At 39.4% G+C, this 25,203-nt stretch carries 21 protein-coding genes; 19 read left to right on the forward strand and 2 right to left on the reverse strand.

Annotated elements, in window-relative coordinates:
* Positions 1-659 precede the first annotated feature (659 nt).
* Positions 660-2,018 carry an ATP-binding cassette domain-containing protein gene (locus tag PGQ33_RS14020; RefSeq protein ID WP_270205954.1) on the forward strand — a complete coding sequence of 453 codons (1,359 nt, stop codon included), beginning with the start codon at positions 660-662 and terminating at the stop codon, positions 2,016-2,018.
* Positions 2,019-3,047: 1,029 nt separating this feature from the next.
* A complete protein-coding gene (locus tag PGQ33_RS14025; RefSeq protein ID WP_015521370.1) occupies positions 3,048-3,719 on the forward strand; it encodes a helix-turn-helix domain-containing protein in 672 nt (223 codons plus the stop codon).
* 455 nt (positions 3,720-4,174) lie between these two features.
* Here PGQ33_RS14025 and istB read toward each other — a convergent pair whose 3' ends face one another.
* Together istB and PGQ33_RS14035 are read right to left on the reverse strand one after the other, a co-directional pair.
* Entirely contained in the window at positions 4,175-4,924 is a 750-nt protein-coding gene (gene istB / locus PGQ33_RS14030) for an IS21-like element helper ATPase IstB (RefSeq protein WP_015521371.1), read from the reverse strand.
* A 101-nt stretch (positions 4,925-5,025) separates the two neighbouring features.
* The gene (locus PGQ33_RS14035) at positions 5,026-6,483 is read right to left on the reverse strand and encodes a Mu transposase domain-containing protein (RefSeq protein WP_270205923.1); all 1,458 of its coding nucleotides are present in this window, start codon (positions 6,481-6,483) and stop codon (positions 5,026-5,028) included.
* A 353-nt stretch (positions 6,484-6,836) separates the two neighbouring features.
* Here PGQ33_RS14035 and PGQ33_RS14040 point away from each other — a divergent pair, with 353 nt between their 5' ends.
* The 17 genes from PGQ33_RS14040 to PGQ33_RS14120 all read left to right on the forward strand — a co-directional run bounded on the left by PGQ33_RS14040 (position 6,837) and on the right by PGQ33_RS14120 (position 25,203).
* The gene (locus PGQ33_RS14040) at positions 6,837-7,238 is read left to right on the forward strand and encodes a helix-turn-helix transcriptional regulator (protein ID WP_270205924.1); all 402 of its coding nucleotides are present in this window, start codon (positions 6,837-6,839) and stop codon (positions 7,236-7,238) included.
* A complete protein-coding gene (locus tag PGQ33_RS14045) occupies positions 7,216-7,956 on the forward strand; it encodes a LytR/AlgR family response regulator transcription factor (protein ID WP_015521373.1) in 741 nt (246 codons plus the stop codon). Before PGQ33_RS14040 ends, PGQ33_RS14045 begins: the two co-directional genes overlap by 23 nt.
* Positions 7,953-9,260 (forward strand): sensor histidine kinase, encoded by a 1,308-nt coding sequence (locus PGQ33_RS14050; protein WP_270205925.1) that lies wholly within the window; start codon positions 7,953-7,955, stop codon positions 9,258-9,260. Before PGQ33_RS14045 ends, PGQ33_RS14050 begins: the two co-directional genes overlap by 4 nt.
* Before the next feature lie 88 nt (positions 9,261-9,348).
* Positions 9,349-9,492 carry a cyclic lactone autoinducer peptide gene (locus PGQ33_RS14055; protein ID WP_015521376.1) on the forward strand — a complete coding sequence of 48 codons (144 nt, stop codon included), beginning with the start codon at positions 9,349-9,351 and terminating at the stop codon, positions 9,490-9,492.
* Between the two features lie 442 nt (positions 9,493-9,934).
* Positions 9,935-10,360, forward strand: a complete 426-nt coding sequence (locus PGQ33_RS14060) for an RNA polymerase sigma factor (RefSeq protein ID WP_117947233.1) — start codon at positions 9,935-9,937, stop codon at positions 10,358-10,360.
* A gap of 705 nt (positions 10,361-11,065) precedes the next feature.
* Positions 11,066-11,461: a hypothetical protein gene (locus PGQ33_RS14065; protein ID WP_270205926.1), complete on the forward strand. Its 396-nt coding sequence runs from the start codon at positions 11,066-11,068 to the stop codon at positions 11,459-11,461.
* A gap of 82 nt (positions 11,462-11,543) precedes the next feature.
* Positions 11,544-11,702, forward strand: coding sequence for an SHOCT domain-containing protein (locus PGQ33_RS14070; RefSeq protein ID WP_270205927.1), 159 nt, complete (start codon positions 11,544-11,546; stop codon positions 11,700-11,702).
* Positions 11,703-11,792: 90 nt separating this feature from the next.
* Entirely contained in the window at positions 11,793-13,409 is a 1,617-nt protein-coding gene (locus tag PGQ33_RS14075; RefSeq protein WP_270205928.1) for a recombinase family protein, read from the forward strand.
* The gene (locus tag PGQ33_RS14080; protein WP_270205929.1) at positions 13,381-14,280 is read left to right on the forward strand and encodes a recombinase family protein; all 900 of its coding nucleotides are present in this window, start codon (positions 13,381-13,383) and stop codon (positions 14,278-14,280) included. The genes PGQ33_RS14075 and PGQ33_RS14080 overlap by 29 nt, the downstream gene beginning before the upstream one ends.
* A 12-nt stretch (positions 14,281-14,292) precedes the next feature.
* Positions 14,293-15,927 carry a recombinase family protein gene (locus PGQ33_RS14085; protein ID WP_270205930.1) on the forward strand — a complete coding sequence of 545 codons (1,635 nt, stop codon included), beginning with the start codon at positions 14,293-14,295 and terminating at the stop codon, positions 15,925-15,927.
* A gap of 222 nt (positions 15,928-16,149) precedes the next feature.
* Positions 16,150-16,743 (forward strand): hypothetical protein, encoded by a 594-nt coding sequence (locus PGQ33_RS14090; RefSeq protein WP_270205931.1) that lies wholly within the window; start codon positions 16,150-16,152, stop codon positions 16,741-16,743.
* Between the two features lie 171 nt (positions 16,744-16,914).
* A complete protein-coding gene (locus tag PGQ33_RS14095; RefSeq protein WP_270205932.1) occupies positions 16,915-17,871 on the forward strand; it encodes a hypothetical protein in 957 nt (318 codons plus the stop codon).
* Between the two features lie 480 nt (positions 17,872-18,351).
* Positions 18,352-21,336 (forward strand): hypothetical protein, encoded by a 2,985-nt coding sequence (locus PGQ33_RS14100; protein WP_270205933.1) that lies wholly within the window; start codon positions 18,352-18,354, stop codon positions 21,334-21,336.
* Between the two features lie 19 nt (positions 21,337-21,355).
* Positions 21,356-21,799 carry a DUF7768 domain-containing protein gene (locus PGQ33_RS14105; RefSeq protein ID WP_270205934.1) on the forward strand — a complete coding sequence of 148 codons (444 nt, stop codon included), beginning with the start codon at positions 21,356-21,358 and terminating at the stop codon, positions 21,797-21,799.
* 2 nt (positions 21,800-21,801) lie between these two features.
* Positions 21,802-22,542, forward strand: coding sequence for a hypothetical protein (locus tag PGQ33_RS14110; protein WP_270205935.1), 741 nt, complete (start codon positions 21,802-21,804; stop codon positions 22,540-22,542).
* A 249-nt stretch (positions 22,543-22,791) separates the two neighbouring features.
* Entirely contained in the window at positions 22,792-23,787 is a 996-nt protein-coding gene (locus PGQ33_RS14115; protein WP_195479822.1) for an ROK family protein, read from the forward strand.
* A 387-nt stretch (positions 23,788-24,174) separates the two neighbouring features.
* Entirely contained in the window at positions 24,175-25,203 is a 1,029-nt protein-coding gene (locus tag PGQ33_RS14120) for a zinc-dependent alcohol dehydrogenase (protein ID WP_055158634.1), read from the forward strand.

Consider the following 25,203-nt stretch of genomic DNA (forward strand, 5'->3'; position numbering starts at 1 on the left):
TAATTAATATTTTTTTTGTAAAAAACTTCGTCAATAACTAATTTATTCAACAAACTGTTGTATATTGTAATTACTGACAATAAAATTGATATGGCATAAATTGTCACTATATTTTTCTTATATTTTCTTGCTTCTTCATTTATTTCCGATAATAATTTTTTTAATTCTTTCACCCAAATTTTCACCTCTTCAAAATATTACTGTAACCCATAATTCCATTTTCAGTAGCATAATACATCCTAGGCTTGATGGATAACCAAGACTCCCACACCTTATTGCTACACAATTACATATTGTCACCTAGCAAAATTGTGATTCCTAAAGTTTAAAATCACAATTTACAAGAAAAACTATTTGTTTACTTGGTTTATTATCTACTAAATTTTGTGGTATTATTATATATTAGGCCACATCACAATATAATAACAGAATTAACATTCTTGCGTTATTTAATATAGCTTCATAGTTTTCCAAATATTCTGAACATAGTTTCTGAAATTAGTTTGCCGGATTATTATGACTTTGTGACGAATTAATCGTACAAATCCATAACGAAGAATTTGTTGCATAGAGCAATCTACATCTTAAAAATCTCTTTATTTAAAGACACCACATCTATCTCCTATCCGCAAACTAATATTACCGATATTCTTAAGGTAATGAATTCATCGTACTCATTTCTTCTTTCAATTAATAATAGCGAATTATATTATAGAATGTTTCGAGATATATCAAGTGTATGTGAATATGGCTTAACTCTTTTTATACAAGTGCCTAGTGCAATTATTTATTTTGTATTACTAGGAAGTATTTTGATTTATTGGTCGAGAACATTGGCATTAGGGTTGTTTTTGATTGTATGTATTCAAATTGTAATTATAGTATTAGTAAAAGAACCGACACAACGGATTATAAAGAAACAGACAAAGATAGAACAGGAATTAGTCAAGCAAGTAAATACTGATTATAGAGATATAATAGATGTGAAATTATTAAATTTACAAAATTATAAAATGAAATGCATGGAAAAATGCATGGAAAAATTTAAAAATAGTACAATATCAAGTAAATTTTTATTACAATTCTTTGGGACGATAGGTTCTTTTATTAATAATTTATGGGGATTAATGATTTTGATATTCGGAGCAATTATGGTTTATCGGGGCACGATTACAGTTGGGGAATATATGGTGTTCTCTGGTTTGTCTATTAAAGCTATTGAACCGATGGTTACTATAGTACGTATATTCCTGAATTTTCAGGAGATTCGTATTAACTTAAGTAGATACCAAGAGTATTTGGGAAATGAAGATTTATATACCGGAAAGAAGGAATTAGCTTTTCGGGAGAAAATCACCATAAATAAATTACAATTTAAATATTCAAGTGGAAATAGAATTATTTTGAATATAACGTCCTTGGAACTTAGTTCTAGTACAATAGTAGGTTTGGTCGGAATAAATGGGTCGGGTAAAACAACATTGATGTATATTTTAGGAAGAGTTATAAATGAAGGCTATATAGGAGATATTGAAATTGATGGAAATAGTATAGAAGAATATAGCATTGAATCATATCGAAAAAAAATATATGTGTTGACACAAAAACCATTTATATTTGAGGGCTCTTTGAAAGACAACGTTTTATTATTCCATGATAGTAAAGATGAAAATGAAATTATGAGATCGAAATATTTTACATTGATTCATTCGCTGGTTGAAAGATTGCCTAATGGTATAGAAACGGAAATTAATGATACGGGAAATAATTTATCTGTTGGAGAGAAGCAAAAAATTGCTTTAGTAAGAATGTTTTTGCAAAAGCCTAAAATACTATTATTGGATGAACCGTTTACAGGATTGGATATGGATTCGCAGAGGGATTTAGTTGAACTGCTAGAAAATTATAGAGATGAAAATAACGCTCTAATTATTATTGCATCTCATCAAGGAGTGGATTTAGATATATTTGACAAAAAAATTGTTTTATCACCAGGTGGAGGTTATAAAGTATTCTAAGAAATAAGAAAATGCTACATTCTTGTTTTAACGTATATAGTTTTGCTATTTGGCATACTATAACATAAATTCCTAGAATAGATATGTTACTGAGCGTAGATAAGCGTAAATAGATGAAGTTATTTTTGGCGAACTAAAATATCGTTGGTCACTTGTATATTGCGAAGCTCAATGACCGGTTTTGGTGAATAAAACGTACGTATTTCAAATGTAAACTGATAGAAAGCTTTGGCTATGATTGTTCTCTCCCATAACGGTAGAGATGCAGTTTCGGTAATGAGGATAATGTATGTTGGATTACAAGGATATCATTATCAAGTATTGTGCAAAGAAGATGTTTGGGAGCATAATAACAAACTAGTGTACTGTATCACTGACATTTCGCCAAATAACTTGTATAAGTTTTCATCTGCTGCGTTGTCGTCAATCGACGTAGCCACCGCTACGCCTCATTCCTCCGCCTTGCAGACTGAAAATTTATCCTGCGTTATTTAGCTGAAAGTCAATGATACAGTACACTAGATTGGGGTGAGTAAACCAGAGAGTCAATGAATTCGCATGAGTTTTTGAAAAACTACAATAGTCACTTTCAATAGGTATCAAAAACGATGGTATTGTAATGCTTGGTTGTGGGAATGTTTAGGAGGGACAGGAAGAAACGAGAATATCGGTTTCTGATTAGACTGAAATAACAAAAGTTTATATTGCTCAGTAAAACGGTGTTGAAAAACAGGATTGTGGATGTTGGGGATGAAAAATATAACTATAATATTAAAGCTTGACGGAAGGTGATATAGAGGTGTTATTTTTAGTAAATTTAGCAGAACGTAAAACATATTTTGCAGCATGCAAAGATAATATGCTTGAATTAAAGCAATCGCATTGATAAGATGAAATTGAAAAATAAAGATAATTCCTTTCTTATTTTGTAGAGTAAGTGCTTGCAATTAATTTGGTATTACAGAGTATAGAATAGGAAACTTTTTTACTATTTGTGTCACTAATTAAGAGGTGCTGAAAGGAGTTAAAATGGAGAAAATCTGTATCGGTAAAAACATAAAAGAACTAAGAATGAAATTAGGGTACACACAGGAACAATTGGCAAACGAATTAGGAGTAACAAGGCAGACTCTTTCTAATTGGGAATGTGAAAAAACGATACCAGATTCTATGCAATTGAATGAAATATCAAAAAGATTAAATATCAGCATAGAGTGTATTATGGGCGAAGAACAAAAAGGAAAGATAATAAAAATGAAAGGTAAGACGAATAAAATATGGATTATATTATTGAGTATAAATATTATATTAACTGTTATAACGATAATTGTAGCAGCTAATCAAAATGACAATATCTTACAAAAAATTTTAATTCCTGTGGGACCACCGGTAATATGTTCAGTTATTATATGGTTTGTACTACAAAATGCGTTGAATAGTGAAGATTACAGCTTGATAGGTGGTTATAATGAGAAATATAATTATAATATAAAAGAACTTAGAAATATCATTAGTTTTATACAGGGATATACTGTAGTTGTTTCGCTTATTGCAAATTTTGTGTTATTTATTTTTTCTTTTTTTCCGGAATATAAAAGTGACTATATTTATATTTTATATATCTACCTTGTGAATCTATTTGTGGGGATTATATATATTAATATAAAAAAGAAAAATGTATTATATGTTTCAAAAAATTAAAGGAATAAGATAAAAAGTAGCTGTTTGATTTTGGAGTATAACGAAATTAAACACTTATGGATTATGATTTAGGGAAAATTTAAAATTGGGTATATATGATATGTGAATAGTTGTGCAAGGGCAGAGCCGTTTGGATGGTTCTGCCCTTGTTTACATTTGTGTACCTTGCGACATGTATTCTTTGTGAAGGAGCCTTAGTGGCTTTGGACGGATATAAGCAAGATAAAAGGCATACGCGTCAGGTGGTGATTTGAGGAATGGTTGCGGTAAATCTTATTATTATTCTTTCACTATGCCAATTTCAAAAAATAAATTTGCTGTATAAGATTCAAAAAAACCACGGAATACAGCGTAATTTGTTTACATTGTATAGTTGTGTTCGTATTCCGCTTGAACGGAACAGCCTGCACGCTTTAGCGGGAAGGCTGTCCGCTCCAAACGGGAAGTTTTAATTGCTAAATCGGACTACGCATGTTCTTTCCATTCAATTCAAGGCGGAATGCCTTATGAATGATACGGTCAAGACATGCATCCGCATAGGTATTATCCGCAAACAGGTCATGCCAGGATTTCACCGGTAACTGTGAAACGATAACGGTGGATTTCTGATTATCCCTGCTGTCGATGACTTCGAAGAAGTCGCGGCATTTATCGAGATCCAAATCCATGAGCCCGAAATCATCAATGACCAGCGTATCAAGTCTGGCCATGTGATTTACGTAATCAAGATAGGTGCCCTTGATTCTGGACTGATCCATTTCGCTCATCATAGTATTAGCCCTGATGTATTTGACGGTTTTGAACTGCCTGATTGCGGCAATACACAATGCATTTGATATATATGATTTACCTGCTCCTGTAGCGCCGGTGATAAGAAGGTTCCTTCCTTCATCCAACCATTTACAGGTAGAAAGCAGTTCAATCGTTTCGGTGTCAAGCATTCTATCAGGTTCATAGATGGTTTCATCAAAGGATGCATGAGGATAACGGAGTGTTGCTTTCTTCAAAAATCGATTGAACTTCTTGTTAAATCGAAGTTCCCATTCGAAGTTTATAATGGCAGAAAATCTGTCTTGAAAGCTTACCAGATCTGAGTTTGGATTGAGCAGTTGTTCCTCATAAGCTTCGGCCATACCTGACATTTTCATCTGCTTGAGACGGTCTGCAATGACCATTTCTTCAGCGGTTAATTTATTAGTTTTCATTCGTATTCACCTTTACTTGTAGAAGTCCTTTCCTCTGATGTTTTCGTGGTTAGGAAGCGATTTCCCTCCACCACTGGGATTGATGTTGTTTACAACGTTTCCTAGGACTCTTTTAAAGTATGAATACTTACAAGCATGCATTTACGAGCTGCTTCCTCAACAATTCCATGAGGAATAGCCTTGCAGGAATGAAGAATGCCAGCACAACTGTTATAAGCCTGCTCCTCGTGCTTTGCGGAACGCAGAACCTGATCAATCAGTTCGGCTGTACACTCGCCGTAAGCGGATGCCCATCTTCGGTAGTAGTCTCCGTCACGGGCATTAACCTCTTTATAGTATAGATGCTCAGGCTTCATATGACTGTCATCTGTAATGTATTTCGGAAAGCCTTTGTATGATCGTTTATGCTTACATATAAAGCGATTGTTACGGTCACAAATCATTATCTCTGTAGGTGTGGCCTTTAAGATTGCAGGCTGGCCACGATATGTGTACAATACAGAGTAATAGTGGCCATCATACTCAAGATGATAATTATCAGGAATCTTAAGAATGTATTTGTAGTCGCAGGTTGAATACTTATCGCCTGGCAGCGTTTTCATTTGCGGCTTGTCGTACCTTAGGTATGCATCCATTCTTGAACCCATCTTTTTCTGAAACTCACGTCTGTTGATGTCCGCTATTATTTTTTGCGTCGCATCATTAAGAGATTCCAAGGAAGTATAAATACCTTCTTTCAGTCTCTCAATCAGATGAGTTCCAAGATACCGTACATGGCTCTCGACAGATGGTTTGCCTTTTGGTTTACGCGCCGGAGGCGGTAGTATTATTACGTTATAGAATTCTTCAAGATCCTGATAGGCGGTGTTTAATACAAACTCATCCTTGGTATGCTTAGTAACCGCCGTTTTGCAGTTGTCGGGTACAAGATACCGAGGGACTGCATCATAAAAAGTAATGGCATTAATGGTTCCCTGAATGAAGCTTGGCAGCTTCTCATCGAGGAAACATTCGGCATAAACAAGACTGCTTACACCAAGTGTGGTAGTGAATACATGAATCTTTCTTATTTCACCTGTGTGAGGGTCCACAAGAAGTTCCGGTTGGTCACCAACCCAGTCGATATACAGCTTCTCACCGGGGATACGTTCCACGGCCATGGCAACTTTGTCACCACCATAATTCTTTTCTATGAATCGATTAAAGTATTCATAGAACTGTGAACTTTGGTATCCATTTGGATGTTCGCTTTTGTAATCAAGCCAGCAGTAAAACATATTTACACGGCTGCCTTTGGTCATCATCCTCTCATAGTAGAGTTCAAAATCCGGCATAGGAATATCATTTTTCCTAATGTTTTTAGGAGGATAGATAAGTTCCTCTATCTGTGAAGGTTCCAGTTTCAGAAAATCCTTCCAGGGCAAACCGGATTCTTTGTACCGGTTCATGATTAGGTCTATGCCACTGTTACCAATACCATAGCGTTGACGTATTACCGGATATGAAACCTTATCGTTTCGAAGGCTGATAACGCCAACAATTGTGTTGTAGTCATGCATAGTCATAGTTCCCTTCGTAATGAATTTTTTAACTACGAAAAAAACTATAACATATATTAAAACCTTTCCTGTTTGGAGCGGAATGACTTCCCGAACGGGCGGAAAAGACCATCCCGTTTCAAGCGGAATTAGATTCCCGATGGAGCGGAATATGCATTCTGATGAAGATTCACTTTTAAATATCATAAGAAGATTGCTGAGAAAAGTGTGAAGAATATTATGTATTGTCTGTGATTATAGGAGATGGAAATAAGGGAAGAATATACGGGAATGGGTAAACTATTTACATTATACAGTTGTGAGCAAATCACCAATAATTATGTAAAATAGTTATTAGAAAGGATGTCACAATTATGACTGAGAACCGTATCCGTGAGCTCCGCAGGAGCCACAGCATGTCACAGGAAGCCCTTGGGACTATAATCAACACCACCCAGCAGGCGGTAAGCAAGATGGAAAAAGACACATGTGCCATCTCCACAGACCTGCTTATCAGCATGGCAAGGTATTTTAATGTTACCACTGACTATATCCTCGGGCTGTCCGATATAAAACGGGATTTGAGCGGGCAGATCCGCATGAATCAGGAGATGGATCAGTGCTATGACATTGTACTCCGCTACAACAACCTGACGGACACGAACAAAAAGACACTCCAGTGTCTTCTCAAACGTTTGGAACAGGCACAGTTGGAAGAAGGGGAATCAGATATAGCAGAAGAGGTACTTAAAAATGCTGAAGATAGCCATATGTGATGATGACCTTGGCTTTACGGGAAGTCTTGAGAATCTTGTATTAGAGGAAAGCCGTAGTATGGGATTGCGGGTTGATACGGATGTGTTTTTCGATGGGAATATACTTTTGAAGAGTATACAGTCAGGAGAGCGCTACGGACTTATTTTTATAGATATTGAAATGGAACAGGTTGATGGCATCTCCGCCGCAAGAAAAATCCGTGAAACAGACCGTTCGGTGTTGCTCATATATATATCAGGATATGATAAATATTTAAAGGAACTATTTGAGGTAGAGCCTTTCCGTTTTCTTTCTAAACCGCTGGATAAGGAGAAATTCCGCCGGTATTTTAAGGAAGCCTGTCATCGGATAGGTGAAACGGAGGTATTTTACCAGTTTAAGTTCAACAAGGAAATTCAGAAGGTATCTTTAAAAGATGTTGTGTACTTTGAAAGCCGTAACCGAGTAGTACATATTTTCTTTCAAGATAGAAGCACTGCATATTTTTATGGAAAACTGAATAACGTAGAGAAGGAACTGGCAAATAGTCGGAAATATTTTCTGCGTATCCATCAGTCTTTCCTTGTGAATTATGATTATATAACGAAGATGAATTTTTTTAACATAACAATCCGTATTAATGAAAAAGAGATTGAACTGAAAATCAGTGAGGATAGACAGAAGGAAGTACGCCGCCAGCTCTGCACAATGGCAGCTGGAAAGGTGGTCATTGAATGAGGGGATATCTTTCAATTATATCGGCTTTTCTGCTTCCGGCATTGCAGCTTCTGATTATACAGAGATGTATAACGATTCTTTTCGGACCGGGAAACAGGAAGCCCGCAGGCATGATAGGCTGGCTTTTATACTATGCCTTCCTTGTTATGGCAGGGTTTGGTATCCTGTTTCCTCCGCAGTTTCTGTTGGTCGGGAATATCCTGATGGTATTTATGATCAATACCGTTACAAGAAAAGAGAGTCTGAAAAGACGTTGTATCAGCACCCTTCTTATCTGTACGGTATGGATGCTGGTAGAAGTCATTGTGTTGCTGGCCTTAGAGGCAGTTGGCACAGACAAATGCGTCATTGATGTTGCTGGAAGCTTCATATCCAAGATGTGTATGCTTCTGTTTTCAGTACTACTTGGCCGTTATGCAAAGAAAAAACAGTATACGGAAATCCCGCTGCGTTATTTCATCATAACCCTTTTGGTACCGGCAAGTAGCATTTACATGATGCACCATATCTTTCTTATGACGGCGCTATATGCGGAATATTCTTTTTTCTCGGTGGCTGCTGGCATACTTCTCCTGCTTGTCAATTACGTGATTTTTATGGTGTATGACCGGATGGGACAGGCAGCGGAACTTCAGTCCCGGAACAGGCTGTATGAACAACAGTTAGATTTATGCAGCCGTCAGGCAGAGGAACGGGAAGGTTATTATCTGGAACTGCGGCGGATGCGGCATGATATGAAGAATCACTTATCGGGAATTCTTGGCATGGTAAATGCCGGACAGACAAAAGAAGCCGGTGATTACATACAGAAGATGCTGGATGACGGTATCGGAACCGATGCAGACGAAATCTCCCACACTGGAAACATCGTGGTGGATTCCCTTGTGAACCATAAGTATGCTCTTGCACAAAAGGACGGCATCCAGTTTGAGGCAAGGGTATTTATTCCGTCTGTACTACCGTTCCAGAGCGGACACCTTGCCATTATCTTTGGAAACCTGCTGGAAAATGCACTTGAGGCCTGTAGGAAGCTGCCGCAGGAGCAGCGATATATCATACTGGAAGCTACTTATATAAAAGAAATGCTCCAGATTTGTATAAAAAATGGTAGTCCAGGGAAATTAAAAAAAGACAGCAGCGGACGATACCTTACCACAAAGAAGGATACCGGCTGTCACGGAATTGGTCTGGCCTCGGTAGAACAGGCACTGGCTGATTATGATGGAGAACTGTTCACCCAGTATGAAAATGGAGAATTTCAGGCATCTGCGGTGTTGTATAGTAATTCCATAGAGGAAAAATGACGTATTATGTCGGAAATTCAACTTATAAGGTACAGAATTAGGTAAGAAATGCTATACTCCTGTTTAATAAAAATAGGAGGTGTTCATTATGTCAAAGAAACAGGCTAATATCACAGCAACAATTTTAGAGAAGGTAGCTCGTAATTCTGTGAAAATGGCGGCAGACAGCAGATGTATGTATGTTCTTCATCAGCCGAAGCAGCCGGCAGGAATGAAAGAATTTCGTAAATAAATCGTTGCTGCAAGAGGTAAATACTGCAATATCTGTCGAGTAGAGATTACTCATGGATATGGCAGTATTTTTTTGTGAAAAATACCGTTAGCTGGAAGAAGTAGTACTTCTAGTATAGCGTAAATTAATTGACTAGACCAACCATATTGGGGAGAAGGCAATGCTTTTGTGACTTATCTGAGACACATTGGAACCATTAATTACTTTAAATCCTACTAGACAAGCGAATTAGGTTAATTATAAAACATAGGAATAAAAAGCCAAGAAGAACTTTTATATACTGTTTACAAAGAAATACAATAATTAATTGGGTGCAGTTTTGCATGCTTTATTTTGCATGGGAACAGCACCTTTTTTTATTGTCTTTTTCCAGTAAAGCAGAACCCAGAGGTCCGCCAGATGTCCTTCATTTCAAAAAAATTACGAAATGGAGGACATTTGAATGTCAGAATGGATCAGGATCAGAGTAAAGGATTTTTATAAAGATGCAGTTGGAGAGCTGGAATACACCTATGTGACCAGAGAAGTCTACGAGGCACTTGCCGATACGTTCCGCAAAGAAGCCCACGCACAGGAAATGCGGGATATCAGACATACGACCAAGGACGGATATACAGAAGGAGAAACGGAAGATCTGGTGGAGCTGACCGGGGAATCGGTAGAGGATACGGTCATCCGGCAGATGGAAATAGAAACCCTGCAGAAAGCAATGCAGTCACTCACCCCAGTGCAGAGAGAGCGGCTGCATTTTTATTTTTTTGAGGGCATGACATACCGGCAGATCGCAGCGAAAGAAGGGGTTGGAGAGAAGAACATCCGGGAGAGCATAAACGGTGCGGTAAAGAAAATAAAAAAATATTTTGACTAATACCCCCTCAAAACGTGTTTTTCTGTGAGTACCTTATGAGAGGAACTTTTTCTGGACAGATGGTCTCTTCCGGGAATCCTCTCATGTCTCGTGTGTGGATACGACACAGGCAGACAAAACGTACATTGAAAAATGCCGGAGAGGAATGCAGGGCTCCGAGCGCAGGATGGAATCACGCCATATCCTGCCAGCCATATCCAGCAGTTCAGATACGTTAGCCGTTTCATGAGCCGTAACCGGGGCGCAGTGACACTCCTGCAGCAATCGGGCAGATGTTCTTTCTGCCAGCCATGCTGTGAAAAAGACCGCATCTAAGGAGCCGAGCGGGAAAGCCGGGGTACAGCCTGTCTGTGGTGGACAGGCGCGAAGAGGGGAATGGCCTATAATGATACACCTTGAGATTAGCCAGCACGCAGTGGTGGAGGTGAGATACCTGTGATGTCTGCCTGTCCGAGTGGCAGGGACCAAAGACAGTCTGGACTGACTGCCCATGAAATGCCGGCTTTGGGATTTTTTCTTCTCTGTTTTGGCGGCGTTTCGGTTCCGGGGAGTAGTGACGAATAGGAACAGACACTTTTTATTTATGAAGTGAAGGATTATGGCAGTAAGACTTAATTACAGAAACCATGCGGCGGAGGGTGACTTCCGCCGTATTCTTGTGGAGTTAAGAAAAGCTGAAAAATGCAGAATGGAGGAAAACAGGAGATGAAGAAAGAAGATACGGAAATGATGTTAAAAATTTTTGAAACGGAGAGGGCAGGATATGCCTATCTTTATCCGAGTGATGGAGGGGAGCGGAAAGAGGACTATATCTCGACCACGGCAGAAAATATCGCAAATTATATCGGCAGCCACATGTTTGAGGCTGAAAGGATCGTCATCACAGATATGTGTGACAGGCTGATATTAGATACCTGCGGCTATTTTATCAATAGCTGTCCAAATCAGGAATTCTGCAAGGAAATCCATCCGTTCTTAATCCCGATCCAGATGGGAGAAAAGGACGCAGGAGAGGTGCTTTCAGTCAGCAGGGATGTAGCGGAACAGTATTTCCGGGAAGAGGATGAGGCAGCAACCATGGCTGAAATCGGGATGATGTAAAGGTGTTTCTTCTGGGCGGAAGTGTTTTTCTTGGGAGAATGAATTTAACTTACTTAAATTGCGGGAGGAAAAAGGGGGAGAGATGATGGAAGGCGGAGCGAATGAGGTGCGGTATAAGATTGCCGAAATTCTCTTGAAAAGGATGCATGAAGATAAGCTGTTAACCGAGGAAGAATGGGAAAAAATCCGGGTTTTGAATGTCAAGACCTTTTCCCCAGAACTGGCAAAAGTATATCTGTAATAACACTGGATATATCAAGGACTATGTGGTAGTGTATGTTGCTGACAGGGAGTGCAAACCCTTGAAAATACTGGGAAAGGAGAAAATAGCATGGCAAAAAAAGTGACTGTCATAAAGGCAGCAAAAGAGCAGAAACATACACAGGAAGAACGCAGACTGAAAGTGTGCGGGTATGCCAGAGTCAGTACCGGCAGTCAGGCACAGGCAACTTCCTATACTGCACAGGTCGAGTACTATACGGAAAAGATCGAGAGCAACCCTCTGTGGGAGTTTGCCGGGGTGTATGCGGATGAAGGAATCAGCGGAACAAACGTAAAACACAGGGATGAGTTCCAGATGATGATTTCAGACTGTGAGGATGGGAACATCGACCTGATTCTTACGAAATCCATCACAAGATTTGCAAGAAATACGGTGGAATGCATCCAGACCATCCGAAAACTGAAGGAGATAGGTGTTGGAATCTACTTTGAGAAAGAGAACATCAACACACTGTCAGAAAAAAGCGAACTGTTCATTACCATTCTGGCATCGGTGGCGCAGGGGGAATCAGAAAACATCTCAAGCAACAACCGCTGGGCGATACAGAAACGCTTTCAGGATGGAACCTATATCATATCCACACCAGCGTATGGCTATGAAAAAGATGAGGATGGAAATTTAGTCATCATAGAATCCGAAGCAGAAACCGTAAGGTGGATTTATGAGTCTTACTTAAACGGCATGGGAGTGTATGTGATAGCAAAAGCACTGAACCAGAAAGGCATTCCGACAATCCGGGGTGCAGAAAAGTGGCAGGACGGGGTGATACAGGACATTCTGAAAAATCCGATTTATGAGGGAGATATGCTACAGCAGAGAACCTATACAGAAACAAGGTTCCCATTTGTCCGCAGGGTAAACAACGGACAGAGAAACCAGTATCTCATCAAAGACAGCCATCCGCCAATCGTCACACATGAGGAGGCAGAAGCGGTGCGGAACCTGATGGCATACCGGGTGGATGTACTGCACATGAACAAGAGTGACTACACCAAAAGATACCTGTTTTCCGGCAGAATCATCTGCGGGGAGTGCGGAAAAACCTTCCGGCGGCAGAAAATCTACATCGGGAAACCATATGAAAAAATCATCTGGACGTGCAGCGGACATGTGGAGGATAAAGAGACTTGCTGCATGAAAGCCATCCGGGAGGATGTACTGCACCGGGCTTTTACAGACATGTGGAACAAGCTGTACACCAATCAGGGAACGATATTAGAGCCGCTGTTAAAAGAGCTGACAGAACTTGTGGCAGCAAGGCAGGACAGTGAGGAAATCAGACAACTGGATAGGGAAATCAAAGATATAAGCGAGCAGAGCCAAATCCTAAACCAAGTCATGAGGAAAGGATATATGGACTCTGCTCTTTTTATGGAGAGCAGTAACAAACTTGGCTGGCAACTGACGGAATGCAGGAGAAAAAAGACACTTTTGACCAGAAAGCTGCGGAGGACAAAAGAAATCGTGTGGACCGAACAGCTTATCCAACTGATCGCAGAACAGGACGGATTAAGGGAGGAGTTTGACGAGCAACTGTTTAAAATGACAGCGGAGAAGATTGTGGTCTCCAAGGAACACGATATCACCTTCTGCCTGCACAACGGACTGAAACTGACGGAGAGGGGAGGCGGACAGGATGCAGTGGCACATGCCAATCGGCTATAAGGTTGTGGATGGAAAAATCACCATCTGTGAAGAGCAGAGAAAGATTGTGGAACAGATATTTACAGATTATGACAGCGGAGTGGCGGCAGGCAGGATCGCCCAGAACCTGAAAGGGAGAAACATATGCAATGCAAAAGGGAAAGTGTCCTGGACCCATGCATCCATCGGCAGGATACTGGAAAACCCAAGCTACCTTGGCACAGAATACTATCCGCAGCTCATAGGAGAAGAACTGTTTGAGAGAGTCCAGCGCAGGCGGGAAAAGGTGAGGGCAGAGCTTGGAAGGGCAGACCACAGGCCCGGCAGGGATGAGAGAATCCTCTTCGGAGGAGTCATCTGGTGTGCAGAATGCGGGGCAGTATGCAGCCATATCCAGCCGAGTCACAAAAAAGAGCGTGGCGGCACTGCCAAGTGGAAGTGCAGGAACTATGTGACTGGCAGAGCAAAAAACTGCAGGAACAGTTTTATTACAGACGGGCAGGCAAAGCAGGTGTGTGTGGAAGCCATCAATGCAGTGATACGGAACAAAGGCCTGCTCCGGGTACAAAGGCAGGAGGAAAAGGTCAGCCCGCAGTACCGGATTCTGGAGCGGAACCTGCAGCACATGAAAGAAGAGCAGGAAAGCACAGAAGCAGACCGGATGAAACTGCTCTATGAAAGGGCAGAGGAACGCTACCTGACACTGGAGGTCAGGGATGGGGAGTTCCGGACAGGGGAGATCAAAAGCATCCTTGCAGGAAAAAAGGAACTGGAAACATTTGATAAAAACTTATATAGAAAAATAATCGCACGCATCTGGGTGCATGGTGGAAACATGGCAGAAGTAGAGTTTATCAATGGGAGCCGTGTCACAGCCGGATACAAGGATTAGGAGGGAGAGCAGATGGCAGAAACAGCAAAAAAGATCAGCATGATACCTGCCAAGGTGCAGTATGACCGGAATGTGAAACTGTCAGAGAAGAAAATGAAGGTCGCTGCCTACTGCCGTGTCAGTACGGAACTGGAAGAGCAGGACAGCAGCTACGAGGCACAGGTGGAGTATTATACCAGCAAGATATCCGAAAACGAAAACTGGAAAAATGCAGGCATCTATGCGGATGATGGAAAGAGTGGAACAAACACCAAAAAGAGGGCAGATTTTAATGCCATGATACAGGATGCCCTTGCCGGGAGAATCGATATGATCCTTACAAAGTCGGTCAGTAGGTTTGCAAGGAACACGGTAGACTCACTGGTGACCATCCGAAAGCTGAAGGAAAAGAACGTGGCGGTGGTGTTCGAGAAAGAGGGGATCAATACACTGGAGGGAACCGGTGAAATCCTTATCACCATCTTGAGCAGTCTGGCGCAGGAGGAGAGCCGCAACATCAGTGAGAACATCCGCTGGGGAGTCGTGAGGAAATTTGAAAAAGGCAAGGTCATCGTGAACTGCACAAAGTTCATGGGATACACCAAAAACGAGGACGGGGACCTGGTCATCGTACCCGAAGAGGCAGAGGTCGTAAAGCTGATCTTCCGCCTTTATCTGGAAGGCTACAGTACCGGAAAGATTGCAAAGCATTTGGAAGAGCAGGGAATCAAGACCGCCACAGGGCAGGGCAAATGGCATTCCACGGTAATAGACAAAATGCTCCGCAATGAAAAATACATGGGAGATGCATTACTGCAGAAAACCTATACGGTGGATTTCATGACAAAAAAGAAAGTCAAGAACACTGGAATCGTACCGCAGTATTATGTGGAAGATGACCATGAGGCAATCATCCCGAAAGAGCTGTTCTACAGGGTACAGGAAGAGATGATGCGGAGGGCATCCTTATGCAAGGCGGCTGTCACCCGGAAAAAGAACCAGAGGAGCAGGTATTCCTCCACCTATGCACTGACCGGCATGCTGATCTGCGGGAAATGCGGGCAGGAGTACCGGAGAGTCACCTGGGCGAGAAACGGGAAAAAGAAAGTGGTCTGGAGATGCAGCAACCGGCTGACCAACGGAGTGAAGAAATGCGGGGAATCCGAAACACTCGAAGAGAACGCATTAAACAGGGCGGTGATGGAAGCCATCCACAGGATCACCAGTGATGATATGGAATTTATGGAACACTTCCGGCAGAACATCATCCATGTCATCGGGAACTACAACACCGCAAAAGAGTCCGGGGAATATGAAGAAAAGATAAAAGAAAAGCAGGAAGAGATGGTGGCACTGATTGCGGAGAATGCAAAGACCGGCTCCTACACACCGGAGTTTGATGAACGCTACCGCACCATAGCAGAGGAAATCAATGCCCTAAAAGAGGCACAGAAAACAGCCAGAAACGAGAAACGGATGGCTGACAGCTATGAACAGAGAATCCAAGATATCGACCATTACTTAAGCACAAGCACCTGCCAGATACCGGAGTTCGACAATGACCTTGTCAGACGGCTGATCTCGACCATCAAGGTGGAATCCAGCGAGAAACTGCTGATACAGTTCCAGTCAGGCATTGTCATGGAACAGGAGATTCGATATGAGTAAGGCTGCGGCAGGAATGGCAGCAAGTAAATAGGAAACGTTGTTCCTGCCAGTTTATGGTAAGAATAAAATGCCCGATAATCCGGGCGTTTTATTGTTGGCATAAAAAATAGGAAACAAGTGCAGAACAATAGGAACAGAAAAGTGTGTAATAGGGAAATAAGCGGAAGAAAGATTATATAGAAGAAAGAAACACAAGATTGTGTGACGGGAGGAGAAAAGCGTATGAATTATGAGCAACTGATAGAAGAACTGAGGGAGGAAATGTTACAGCTTGTAAACACGAAATGTGATGCACTGCTCCAGATGTACCGGAGTGGAGAAATGTGGACAGACATGAAAGATACAATCCGGGAAAGCAGCCTTATTACGGTGTCCCCGGCGGAACTGAAAGGAAAAAGACCGCTGGCAGTCCAGTTCGCACCGGGAGAATGGATAGAGACACCTACATGGAGAAAGGTGGCACAAAGGATTTTGCAGACCTGTAATGAACAGCCGGATATCCATGAGCGGTTTATGGAAATGTGTGGAAAAGTAGCCGGACGCTGGAGGACGATCCTTGGCAGTTCACCGGAAGAAATGGATGTACCGATAAAGGTGGATGAGGAACTTTATTTTGAGGGAAAATTTGACACCGAGGCGATGTTAAACATGTTAGAGAAAAAAGTGCTGGAACCGGCAGGGGTTGATTACAGCAGCATTAAAATCCGGTATATGGCAAAAGTGCAGGAAGCAGCGAAAAATATAGAGCATGTATCAGAGCAGGATGCTTTGGAGCATGAGGAGCAGGAACAACATGCACCGGTGCAGACAATGTAAAAAATGGATGGAATCAAGACTCCGAGTCTATGACAGGTTTGGAGTTTTTCTTATGTTCCTTTTTCAAATGTAAAAATTGATTGTATAAAAGAAATGGGTAAGTTATAATATAGGTGTGGTCAGATGCCTTTTTGGGGATGACTATATCTGTTACAAAAAGGAGGAAGACCAGTGAATACAGAATTAAAAAATGCAGTGAAAGCAACAGACAAGGATGCACAGTATGATACGAGTGCAAAGCGTCTGTTAGGGCAGAAGAGCATACTGGCACATATACTGGTAAAAACAGTTGATGAGTTTAAGGGCATGAATCCCAAGGATGTGGTCAACTGCATCGAGGGAACACCACATATCAGTACGGTACCGGTAGAGCCTGGACTCACAAATGCAGCCGGCGAAAAAAATGGTGAAAGACTGGTCGGTTTCAACACAGAAAATGAAGAGATCAATGAAGGTCTGGTAAGATTTGATATCGTTTTTTATGTGCGCATGAAAGACGGATTGTCACAGATTATCATCAATGTAGAAGCACAGAAAGACGAGCCGACGGGATATGAAATCTTAAACCGGGCAATCTTTTATGTGAGCAGACTGATTTCATCACAAAAAGAACGTGATTTTGAGAACTCCAGCTACGATGACATTAAGCGTGTATATTCCATCTGGGTATGTATGAACATGGACGAGAGCAGCATGAGCCATGTGCATCTCACAAAGGAAGATTTGATTGGTTCCTATGAATGGAAGGGAAATCTTGACCTGCTGAATATCATCATGCTTGGACTGGCAAAGAATCTGCCGGAACATGATGAGACGTATGAACTGCACCGTCTGCTGGGAGCATTGTTATCCAAGGAACTTACAATAGATGAAAAACTAAACATAATTGGAAATGAATACGATATTCCTATTGAGGAGAACTTCAGGAAGGATGTGAGCGTTATGTGTAACTTGAGTCAGGGAATAAAAGAAGATGGTATTGCGATTGGAGCAGCAAGGGAAAAAGCCAAAATTATTCTTAATATGTACAAGAATGGTTTTACAGCAGAGCAGATAGCCTCAGCTACAGATAAGGATATAGAAGAAGTGAAAGCGATTATTGCAGGGAAAGAACCTGCACTTGCATAGTTCTTTTACAGTAGCAGGAAAACAGTTTTCTGTGAATAAAATGGTTGGAATCAAGCCTCCAAGTCTATAATAGATTTGGAGGTTTTCTTCTGCCCATTTGAGAGGAAAGTAATCTCCAAAACAAAATGATCTGTGATACAATATATGAAAGAAATTTTTGAAGTATTGGATTATAGAGAAAAAGCAGAGTCAATTGTAAGTTAATTTGGCTTACATCTAAAATACAATGAAATTCCATGATATTGGTTCAATTAACATATATACTTTAGAACAAAAAATAGAAGTGGTACATTTAAATCAGGCAATTAAATTTTGGAACTTGTAGTTGACATAGTTGAGAAAAAATGATAAATGGCATTAACGAAAGAAAGTTGCAATAAAGAATTGGAAAGATAAGTAGAAAGAATTCAGATAGTATTCTTGAAGTAATTTTATAGAAACTACGCAGAAAAAAAGAATGTGAGGTATAAAAGAGAAGATATGTCAGTTGAAATAGTTGGAGCGCAGGGATTTGATTATCAGTATACTGTAACATTATATATGATTTTGAAATATTTAGAAATGGATCATTTTGAAGTTTTGGTAGAAAATGAGAGTTTTGAGGATGCAAAATTATCGTATCAATTGGAAGATAAAACTTACCATATAGAATTGCAGGTAAAAAAGAAGGCATCCGAAATAGCGTATGACGAATTTGCCACATGGTTAGCGCATTTTCAAAAAAGCAAATCAGATTGTTTTATTTTGGATAGAATACAACAATCTGATACAAATTACTTAGTATTTGTGACAAATAATCGATGCACAGATAATGTTAGTAAGTTTGTAGGTAAAGAAAATGAAATAAAAGAAAATAAAATATGTTTTTCGGCAGAAATGTTAAAAGATTTAAAACTGCGGATGCTAAAGGGAATTGATAACAAAAATGAATTGGGAAGGAAAAGAAAAGAACATATTGAACAGTATTTTAATCAGAAAAAAAATGAGCTGAACAAGGTATTGGGTCGTGTGTATATAATTGAAAGAAAAGATCAGATAGAAAGAGAAATTTACATCATCCTTAAAGAACAGTATCAAATCCCAAAAATGATATGCAGAGATGTAATGAACCAAATGCTTGATGTTGTTCGTCAGGGGAGGGACAGTGGAGAAGATATTACTGCTTTGATCAGAGAAATTTTAAAAAATAAAAGGTTTAGTCGTGTTTTACCAGAAGATAAGAGTTTTTATAAAAGAGATAGCATAGATATACTAAAGAGTGAGTTGTTACAAAAAAATTTATTACTTTTAACAGGAGTACCATTTTCCGGAAAGACATATATTGCAAAGACGATTGCTCAGGAGTTGCAAGATAATGGATATTATGTGAAACTGACTGACAATATAATAGAGGATCAAGAGGCATATTATTTTTTAATGTCTCCAGAAAATGATTCAAGATTGTTACTGATTGAAGATCCGTTTGGGCATATTGGGAAAAGTGAGAATTATATACAAATAAGGGATAAAATTGAAGGTTTAATACGCGATAGGCTATCCATTAATAGAAAAGTAATCATAACCAGCCGGTTAGATATACTACTTGACGTTTTTCAGAAAAAGCAGATTGAAGAGTGCAAAATTCAGGGTAATGGGTGGATTAATACATCAATTTCAAGTAAGGAAGAGGCTGAGAAAATATGGTTACGATTCTATGGAGAATCAGATGAGAGTCTGCAAGTTTTTGAAAGATTAAAAAGATCTTTTGACCACCATGATGAAACTGTTTTTTTGGAAATTGGCGAGATGCGGCATCTCTTATTAAGTGTGCAGAATATAAATGTATTAACACATATGTCAACGGATGAAATTATTAAACAGGCTAGAATTAGTTCAGAAGAAGTTTGTAGGAAAATAAAGTCATATGGAGAAACATATAAAGATATTTTTATTTTGCTAGGATGCTTTTGCAATACAGTTAGGTCGGTTAGTGTAAAGGATTTGGCGTATATTCTTTGCAGCAATGAAGAATCAGTTTCTATACGCCAAAAAATGGAAGAAGAAGTAACTGTATCTATAGGAGATAGACAAAAAAACTCACATATACATCAAGAATTTCCGGTATATGCTCAAATGCCAAAACTGGATGAAGATATAATAAGTATTCTGCGGGTATTATGTGAAAAAGGATATATTTACAAAGAGCGCATTACGAATGAGATTTACTTTCTTCATCCAATTTACACATATGCAAGTAAATTACTGCTACAAGAAGAGATTGAAGATGATTGGGATATAGAAAAATATATTAAATATATGCGCAGGGCAATCGGTTCGCTTTCATCAAATGCGGCTTTTTGCAGTTTGTGCCAGTTAGGTCAGGAATTTGATAGAGAACAAATGATAATAGATTGTATTGTAGAAGGTAGCAGATCTATATTTCCAGCAATCAGAGATGTTTCTATTTTGTATTTGGATCAAAATTTTGATAACTTGAATGAACAGGTGCAGAAAGATTTTATGAAAAATATTAGAAACGGTCGCACAGCAGACAAGTATATGCAATGGAATGGTAATGAATGCTGGTATCAAATGGATGGAAAGCACTATTTTGATTTCTTTAATATGGATGATTTCTGGGGTAAAGACATTAATTTTACATTAGAAGAGATTGAAGAACGAGTACGAAAGAAAGAAAATTTTAGCAAAAAAGAAATTTATGATATTTTATCCAGCAGTTTAGCTGACAATTTGTCCCGAGAATTTTTAGAGTATACACTGTTAAGTGATGAAGCAGTCATTCGGAGTAGGGCAATATTTTATTTGTTTAAAAATTATGCAGCTAAATTAGACTTTGAAAAAACAGAGTATTTACAACGTTTTGAAAATTACAATGTTGTTTACGGAATGTTGAAAGGCATGTTTAGTAGCGTAAACGATTTCAGTGAAGAGAATGTAAAGAAATTGATAATATACTTTCAAAAGCAATTTGAAAGAAAGTCAGTATCCATGTATGTCGAAGATTTATTTGATAAATTTGGAGACGAATATGATAGCAAAGCAATTGACTGGGGCAAATACGCTGAAGCGGAAAGATTGAGGATATGGAAAATATGGGCAGCTTTATTTTCTAAGTGGTTAGTGTGTTTCCCTGCAAAATTTATGGGAATGAATGAACCACATATGAGTCTTAATATAGATCGGTCCTTGAAGTATTTAAATAATCAAAAGGAGGTAGTTGATGTAGCAAATGCTTGGATACAATGGATTCATAATTACTCAAAATATCATTCTGTTAATGATTATGGAATGAGTGTTTTAGATTATCTTATTACAGGAACTAAAAATTCTGCTTGCTTACGAAAAGGTATGATAAAAAAAGAATTAAAAGTAAACAGTACAAGTTTGGTAACGGCACACATTTCACATATAGTAGACCTTTGGGACATGTTAACGGATGAAGAAAGGAAAACTTCTAACTTTTAACGAAAGGAGAGTGAGAGCCATGAGCGTATTTGGATGTAATCAAGAAGGTTATCCTGATCCGACTGCAGCTGAAGCAATCGCGAAGGCAAGTAAGAAGAAGTATCTGCCGCTTGTCTACATCTGCTCTAAGTATTCCGGTGATGTTGTTACCAATACAGAAGCAGCAAAACGGTACAGCCGATTCGCAGTGGGCCAGGATGCCATACCACTCGCGCCGCATTTACTGCTTCCTCTTTATATGAAAGAAGAGTCAGAACGAGAGTTGGCCATGTTTATGGATATGGTGCTGCTTGGAAAGTGTGACGAGCTGTGGGTATTTGGTGGAGAAGCTAGTGCAGGCATGTGCGCTGAGATAGCAAAAGCCAAGAGATACGGGAAGAAAATCAGATATTTCGATAGTTTGTGTAACGAAACAAACAGAGCTCTGGAGATTGGGCCAGAGAGATTGCAGGAGGAACGTTAAATATGAATTTTGTTATTTACACAGCCGACTGCACCGGGAATAAAGCTAACTGCGACTACCCACACAGGGTGGAAGTAGATAGTGCTGATGTTCTCCAGGAAGCAGTCAAAAAAGATCATGTTTGCGCTGAGTATAAAGGTAACTACAGAAGCAAGGACAATTTCGTGACTTCGAATGCCATCGTCATGGATGTGGATAACGATCACACGGATGAACTATTGGAGTTCATTATAGAAGCCAAGATGGATGAGATGTTTCCAGACATCGATTATTGTCTGGTACCGAGTCGACATCACATGTTGCCAAAGGGATCACATCCAGCAGCACCTAGATTCCATGTGATTTTTCCAGTGGAAGCAATTAATAACGCAGATGAGTATGCAAAGGTAAAGGAAGTTCTTTATAAGAAGTACCCGTTCTTCGATGGAAATGCACTGGACGCTGCAAAATTCTTATTTGGTTGCGATGTATCGGAAGTTACGTGGCATGAAGGTTGGATGAGCATTATGGACGATTTGTCTGACGGAGACTTGGTAATGGGTGCTCCGGAGGAGGACGAGGAGTTTGATGCTCCGGCACATTCGGGTCCAATTTTAGAAGGAAGTCGTAATAAGACACTGAGCCATTACGCATATAGAAACTTGAGTTTTATTGTCCAAACTAGGATAAAAGCTGGCAGATTGGTAAATGGTATTCGTAATATTGCAGAAGAGATTGTGTTAAAAGAATTGGTGTATATCTAAAGCGTGGAAAGCTCCTTCAGGAGTTTTTGGCTGTTTATAAGATAAATTCTGTCGGAGATTTATTATAAAACATTACTTTACAAGAAGAATAAAAAAGCATATAATTCTTTTATAATATATTTAATAAAAGAGGGTAAGAAAACGGAAAATAAAGATAAAAAAAATATAACAAGAAAAAAAATAATTAATTATGTGCTAAACAATCATGTTACATCCAAGGCGGGAATCGCAAAAGAGTTAAACTTGAGTATGCCGACTGTATTAGCAAATGTGAATGACTTGTTAGAAAAAAGGGTGTTGGAAGAAACCGGGGAATATGCTTCAACCGGTGGAAGGAAGGCAAAAAGTATAGGGATTAATAAGTCATACTGTCATGCAATGGGAATTTTGATTACAGCGAATCATATAGAAATGGTATTAGTAAATCTTGGAGATGAGATTATAAAAAAAGATCGCATCCGTTTAAAATTTACGGCTGAATTATCTTATTGTACAGAGGTGGCGCAAAAGGTCAAAACTTTTCTTGAAGGCGAAGTAGCGAAGGACACGCTACTTGGGATTGGAGTGGCGATTCCAGGAATTATTGATCAGAAAGAACGGATTGTTTTAAAATCCCATGCTTTAGGTATAGAGAATTATAGTCTGCGCTTTTTAGAGCAGGCGCTGGAAATTCCAGTATATTTTGAAAACGATGCTAATGCTGCAATGCTTGCAGAAAAAAAGCAAAAGTATCCAAATGCGATATATCTGTCTTTGAACCACACCTTAGGAGGTGCATTCTGCATAGATGGAAAGCTGTTTCGAGGGCAAAACCAGAAAGCAGGGGAGTTTGGTCACATGATACTCGTTCCCGGTGGAAGAAAGTGTTATTGTGGTAAATCAGGATGTGCAGATGCATATTGTGCTGCAAGTGTACTGACACAAGATAACAGGCAGTCACTGGATGCATTTATGGAAAAAATTGAAAGTGGTGATGAAAAAAATTTGCAGACATGGAATGAGTATCTGGATCATCTTGCTGTTTTGATATCAAATCTGCGGATGGCATATGATATGGATATCATACTAGGAGGTGATGTGGGAGGTGTATTGTCAGATTATATGATACCACTGGGAGAAAAAGTGATGGCATATAATGGCTTTGAGCATGATGTTTCATACTTGAAAAATTGTTCGTATAAGAAAGAAGCGTCGGCTGTTGGAGCCGCGAAATACTTTTTTACAAAACATATGGTAGAATTGTAAATTTTTTGAACGAAGATAAGCAGTACACCGCATCTGGTGTGTAGGGTAAGGGGATGTTTAGTCTGTTGGAGTTAAAAGCTCCCACTGACAGGTTGCAAAGCGAATCCGGATGTCCGCTTTATATGTGTGAAAAACGAGAAGTTGTGTAAAATTAAAAAAAGATATTATAGTAAAAAACGGAAAGAAAACAGTAACTACGGTTTCCTTTCCGTTTTTTTGCGTGTTAATTGTGAAAAATATACAAAAAATATATTTTGAAATTATGAAATATATAAAAATATGAAAAAACATATTGACAAATTGTGTTTACATGGTGATAATATAATTACTTTGATAAAACATTTTATAAAACAAAAAATAAAACAACATAAAAAGGAGGAAACAATTATGTTACAGCAGGTAATGACAAATCCAGGAGAAATTATTTTCAGAGAGGTTCCGGTTCCGGAGGTAAAGGAAAATCAGGTGTTGGTAAAGATTATGAATATTGGTGTTTGTGGATCAGATATTCATGTTTATCATGGAAAACATCCATTTACAAAATATCCGGTAACACAGGGACATGAGGTTTCCGGTGAGATTACAGAACTTGGAAAAAATGTCACAGAGTTTCATGTTGGACAGAAGGTAACGATAGAGCCTCAGGTATATTGTGGACATTGCTATCCATGTCGTCATGGAAAGTATAATCTCTGTGAGGAATTAAAAGTAATGGGATTTCAGACGACAGGAACAGCATCTGAGTATTTTGCAGTGGATGCATCTAAAGTAACACCTATTCCAGAAGATATGTCCTATGAAGAAGGCGCTATGATCGAACCTCTTGCAGTGGCAGTTCATGGTGTAAAACAGATGGGAGATGTGGCTGGCATGAATATTGCAGTCCTTGGAGCAGGACCGATTGGAAATCTCGTGGCACAGGCAGCAAAAGGAATGGGGGCAGCGAAAGTGATGATCACAGATATCAGTGATCTTAGACTGGCAAAGGCAAAAGAATGTGGAATTGATGTGTGTGTGAATACCCAAAATAAAGACTTCGGTGCGGCAATGCTCGAAGCATTTGGACCGGACAAGGCGGATGTGATCTACGACTGTGCCGGAAACAATATCACAATGGGACAGGCAATTAAATATGCAAGAAAAGGAAGCACGATTGTACTGGTGGCTGTTTTTGCAGGAATGGCAGAAGTAGATCTTGCAGTGGCAAATGACCACGAACTTGACATTAAGAGCACGATGATGTACCGCCATGATGATTACATAGATGGAATCAGATTGGTAAATGAGGGCAAAGTTCATTTGAAACCGCTCATCTCAAAGACATTTGCTTTTAAAGATTATCTGAAAGCATACCAGTATATTGATGATAACCGCGAGACAACGATGAAAGTAATTATCAACGTCAGTGAAAAGTAA

The sequence above is a fragment of the Coprococcus sp. AM100_B19A genome (genome assembly GCF_027662015.1).
GTDB lineage: Bacteria > Bacillota > Clostridia > Lachnospirales > Lachnospiraceae > Allocoprococcus > Allocoprococcus comes.

Excerpts from the sequence above, each read along its gene's own strand:
- PGQ33_RS14090 (WP_270205931.1), top strand. The coding sequence starts at position 16,150 with ATGAATTATGAGCAACTGATAGAAGAACTGAGGGAGGAAATGTTACAG.
- PGQ33_RS14055 (WP_015521376.1), top strand. The coding sequence starts at position 9,349 with ATGTCAAAGAAACAGGCTAATATCACAGCAACAATTTTAGAGAAGGTA.
- PGQ33_RS14025 (WP_015521370.1), top strand. The coding sequence starts at position 3,048 with ATGGAGAAAATCTGTATCGGTAAAAACATAAAAGAACTAAGAATGAAA.
- PGQ33_RS14080 (WP_270205929.1), top strand. The coding sequence starts at position 13,381 with ATGCAGTGGCACATGCCAATCGGCTATAAGGTTGTGGATGGAAAAATC.
- PGQ33_RS14020 (WP_270205954.1), top strand. The coding sequence starts at position 660 with ATGAATTCATCGTACTCATTTCTTCTTTCAATTAATAATAGCGAATTA.
- PGQ33_RS14070 (WP_270205927.1), top strand. The coding sequence starts at position 11,544 with ATGATGGAAGGCGGAGCGAATGAGGTGCGGTATAAGATTGCCGAAATT.
- PGQ33_RS14100 (WP_270205933.1), top strand. The coding sequence starts at position 18,352 with ATGTCAGTTGAAATAGTTGGAGCGCAGGGATTTGATTATCAGTATACT.
- PGQ33_RS14035 (WP_270205923.1), bottom strand. The coding sequence starts at position 6,483 with ATGCATGACTACAACACAATTGTTGGCGTTATCAGCCTTCGAAACGAT.
- PGQ33_RS14050 (WP_270205925.1), top strand. The coding sequence starts at position 7,953 with ATGAGGGGATATCTTTCAATTATATCGGCTTTTCTGCTTCCGGCATTG.
- PGQ33_RS14110 (WP_270205935.1), top strand. The coding sequence starts at position 21,802 with ATGAATTTTGTTATTTACACAGCCGACTGCACCGGGAATAAAGCTAAC.
- PGQ33_RS14065 (WP_270205926.1), top strand. The coding sequence starts at position 11,066 with ATGAAGAAAGAAGATACGGAAATGATGTTAAAAATTTTTGAAACGGAG.
- PGQ33_RS14040 (WP_270205924.1), top strand. The coding sequence starts at position 6,837 with ATGACTGAGAACCGTATCCGTGAGCTCCGCAGGAGCCACAGCATGTCA.
- PGQ33_RS14115 (WP_195479822.1), top strand. The coding sequence starts at position 22,792 with ATGCCGACTGTATTAGCAAATGTGAATGACTTGTTAGAAAAAAGGGTG.
- PGQ33_RS14085 (WP_270205930.1), top strand. The coding sequence starts at position 14,293 with ATGGCAGAAACAGCAAAAAAGATCAGCATGATACCTGCCAAGGTGCAG.
- istB (WP_015521371.1), bottom strand. The coding sequence starts at position 4,924 with ATGAAAACTAATAAATTAACCGCTGAAGAAATGGTCATTGCAGACCGT.
- PGQ33_RS14120 (WP_055158634.1), top strand. The coding sequence starts at position 24,175 with ATGTTACAGCAGGTAATGACAAATCCAGGAGAAATTATTTTCAGAGAG.
- PGQ33_RS14075 (WP_270205928.1), top strand. The coding sequence starts at position 11,793 with ATGGCAAAAAAAGTGACTGTCATAAAGGCAGCAAAAGAGCAGAAACAT.
- PGQ33_RS14045 (WP_015521373.1), top strand. The coding sequence starts at position 7,216 with ATGCTGAAGATAGCCATATGTGATGATGACCTTGGCTTTACGGGAAGT.
- PGQ33_RS14105 (WP_270205934.1), top strand. The coding sequence starts at position 21,356 with ATGAGCGTATTTGGATGTAATCAAGAAGGTTATCCTGATCCGACTGCA.
- PGQ33_RS14060 (WP_117947233.1), top strand. The coding sequence starts at position 9,935 with ATGTCAGAATGGATCAGGATCAGAGTAAAGGATTTTTATAAAGATGCA.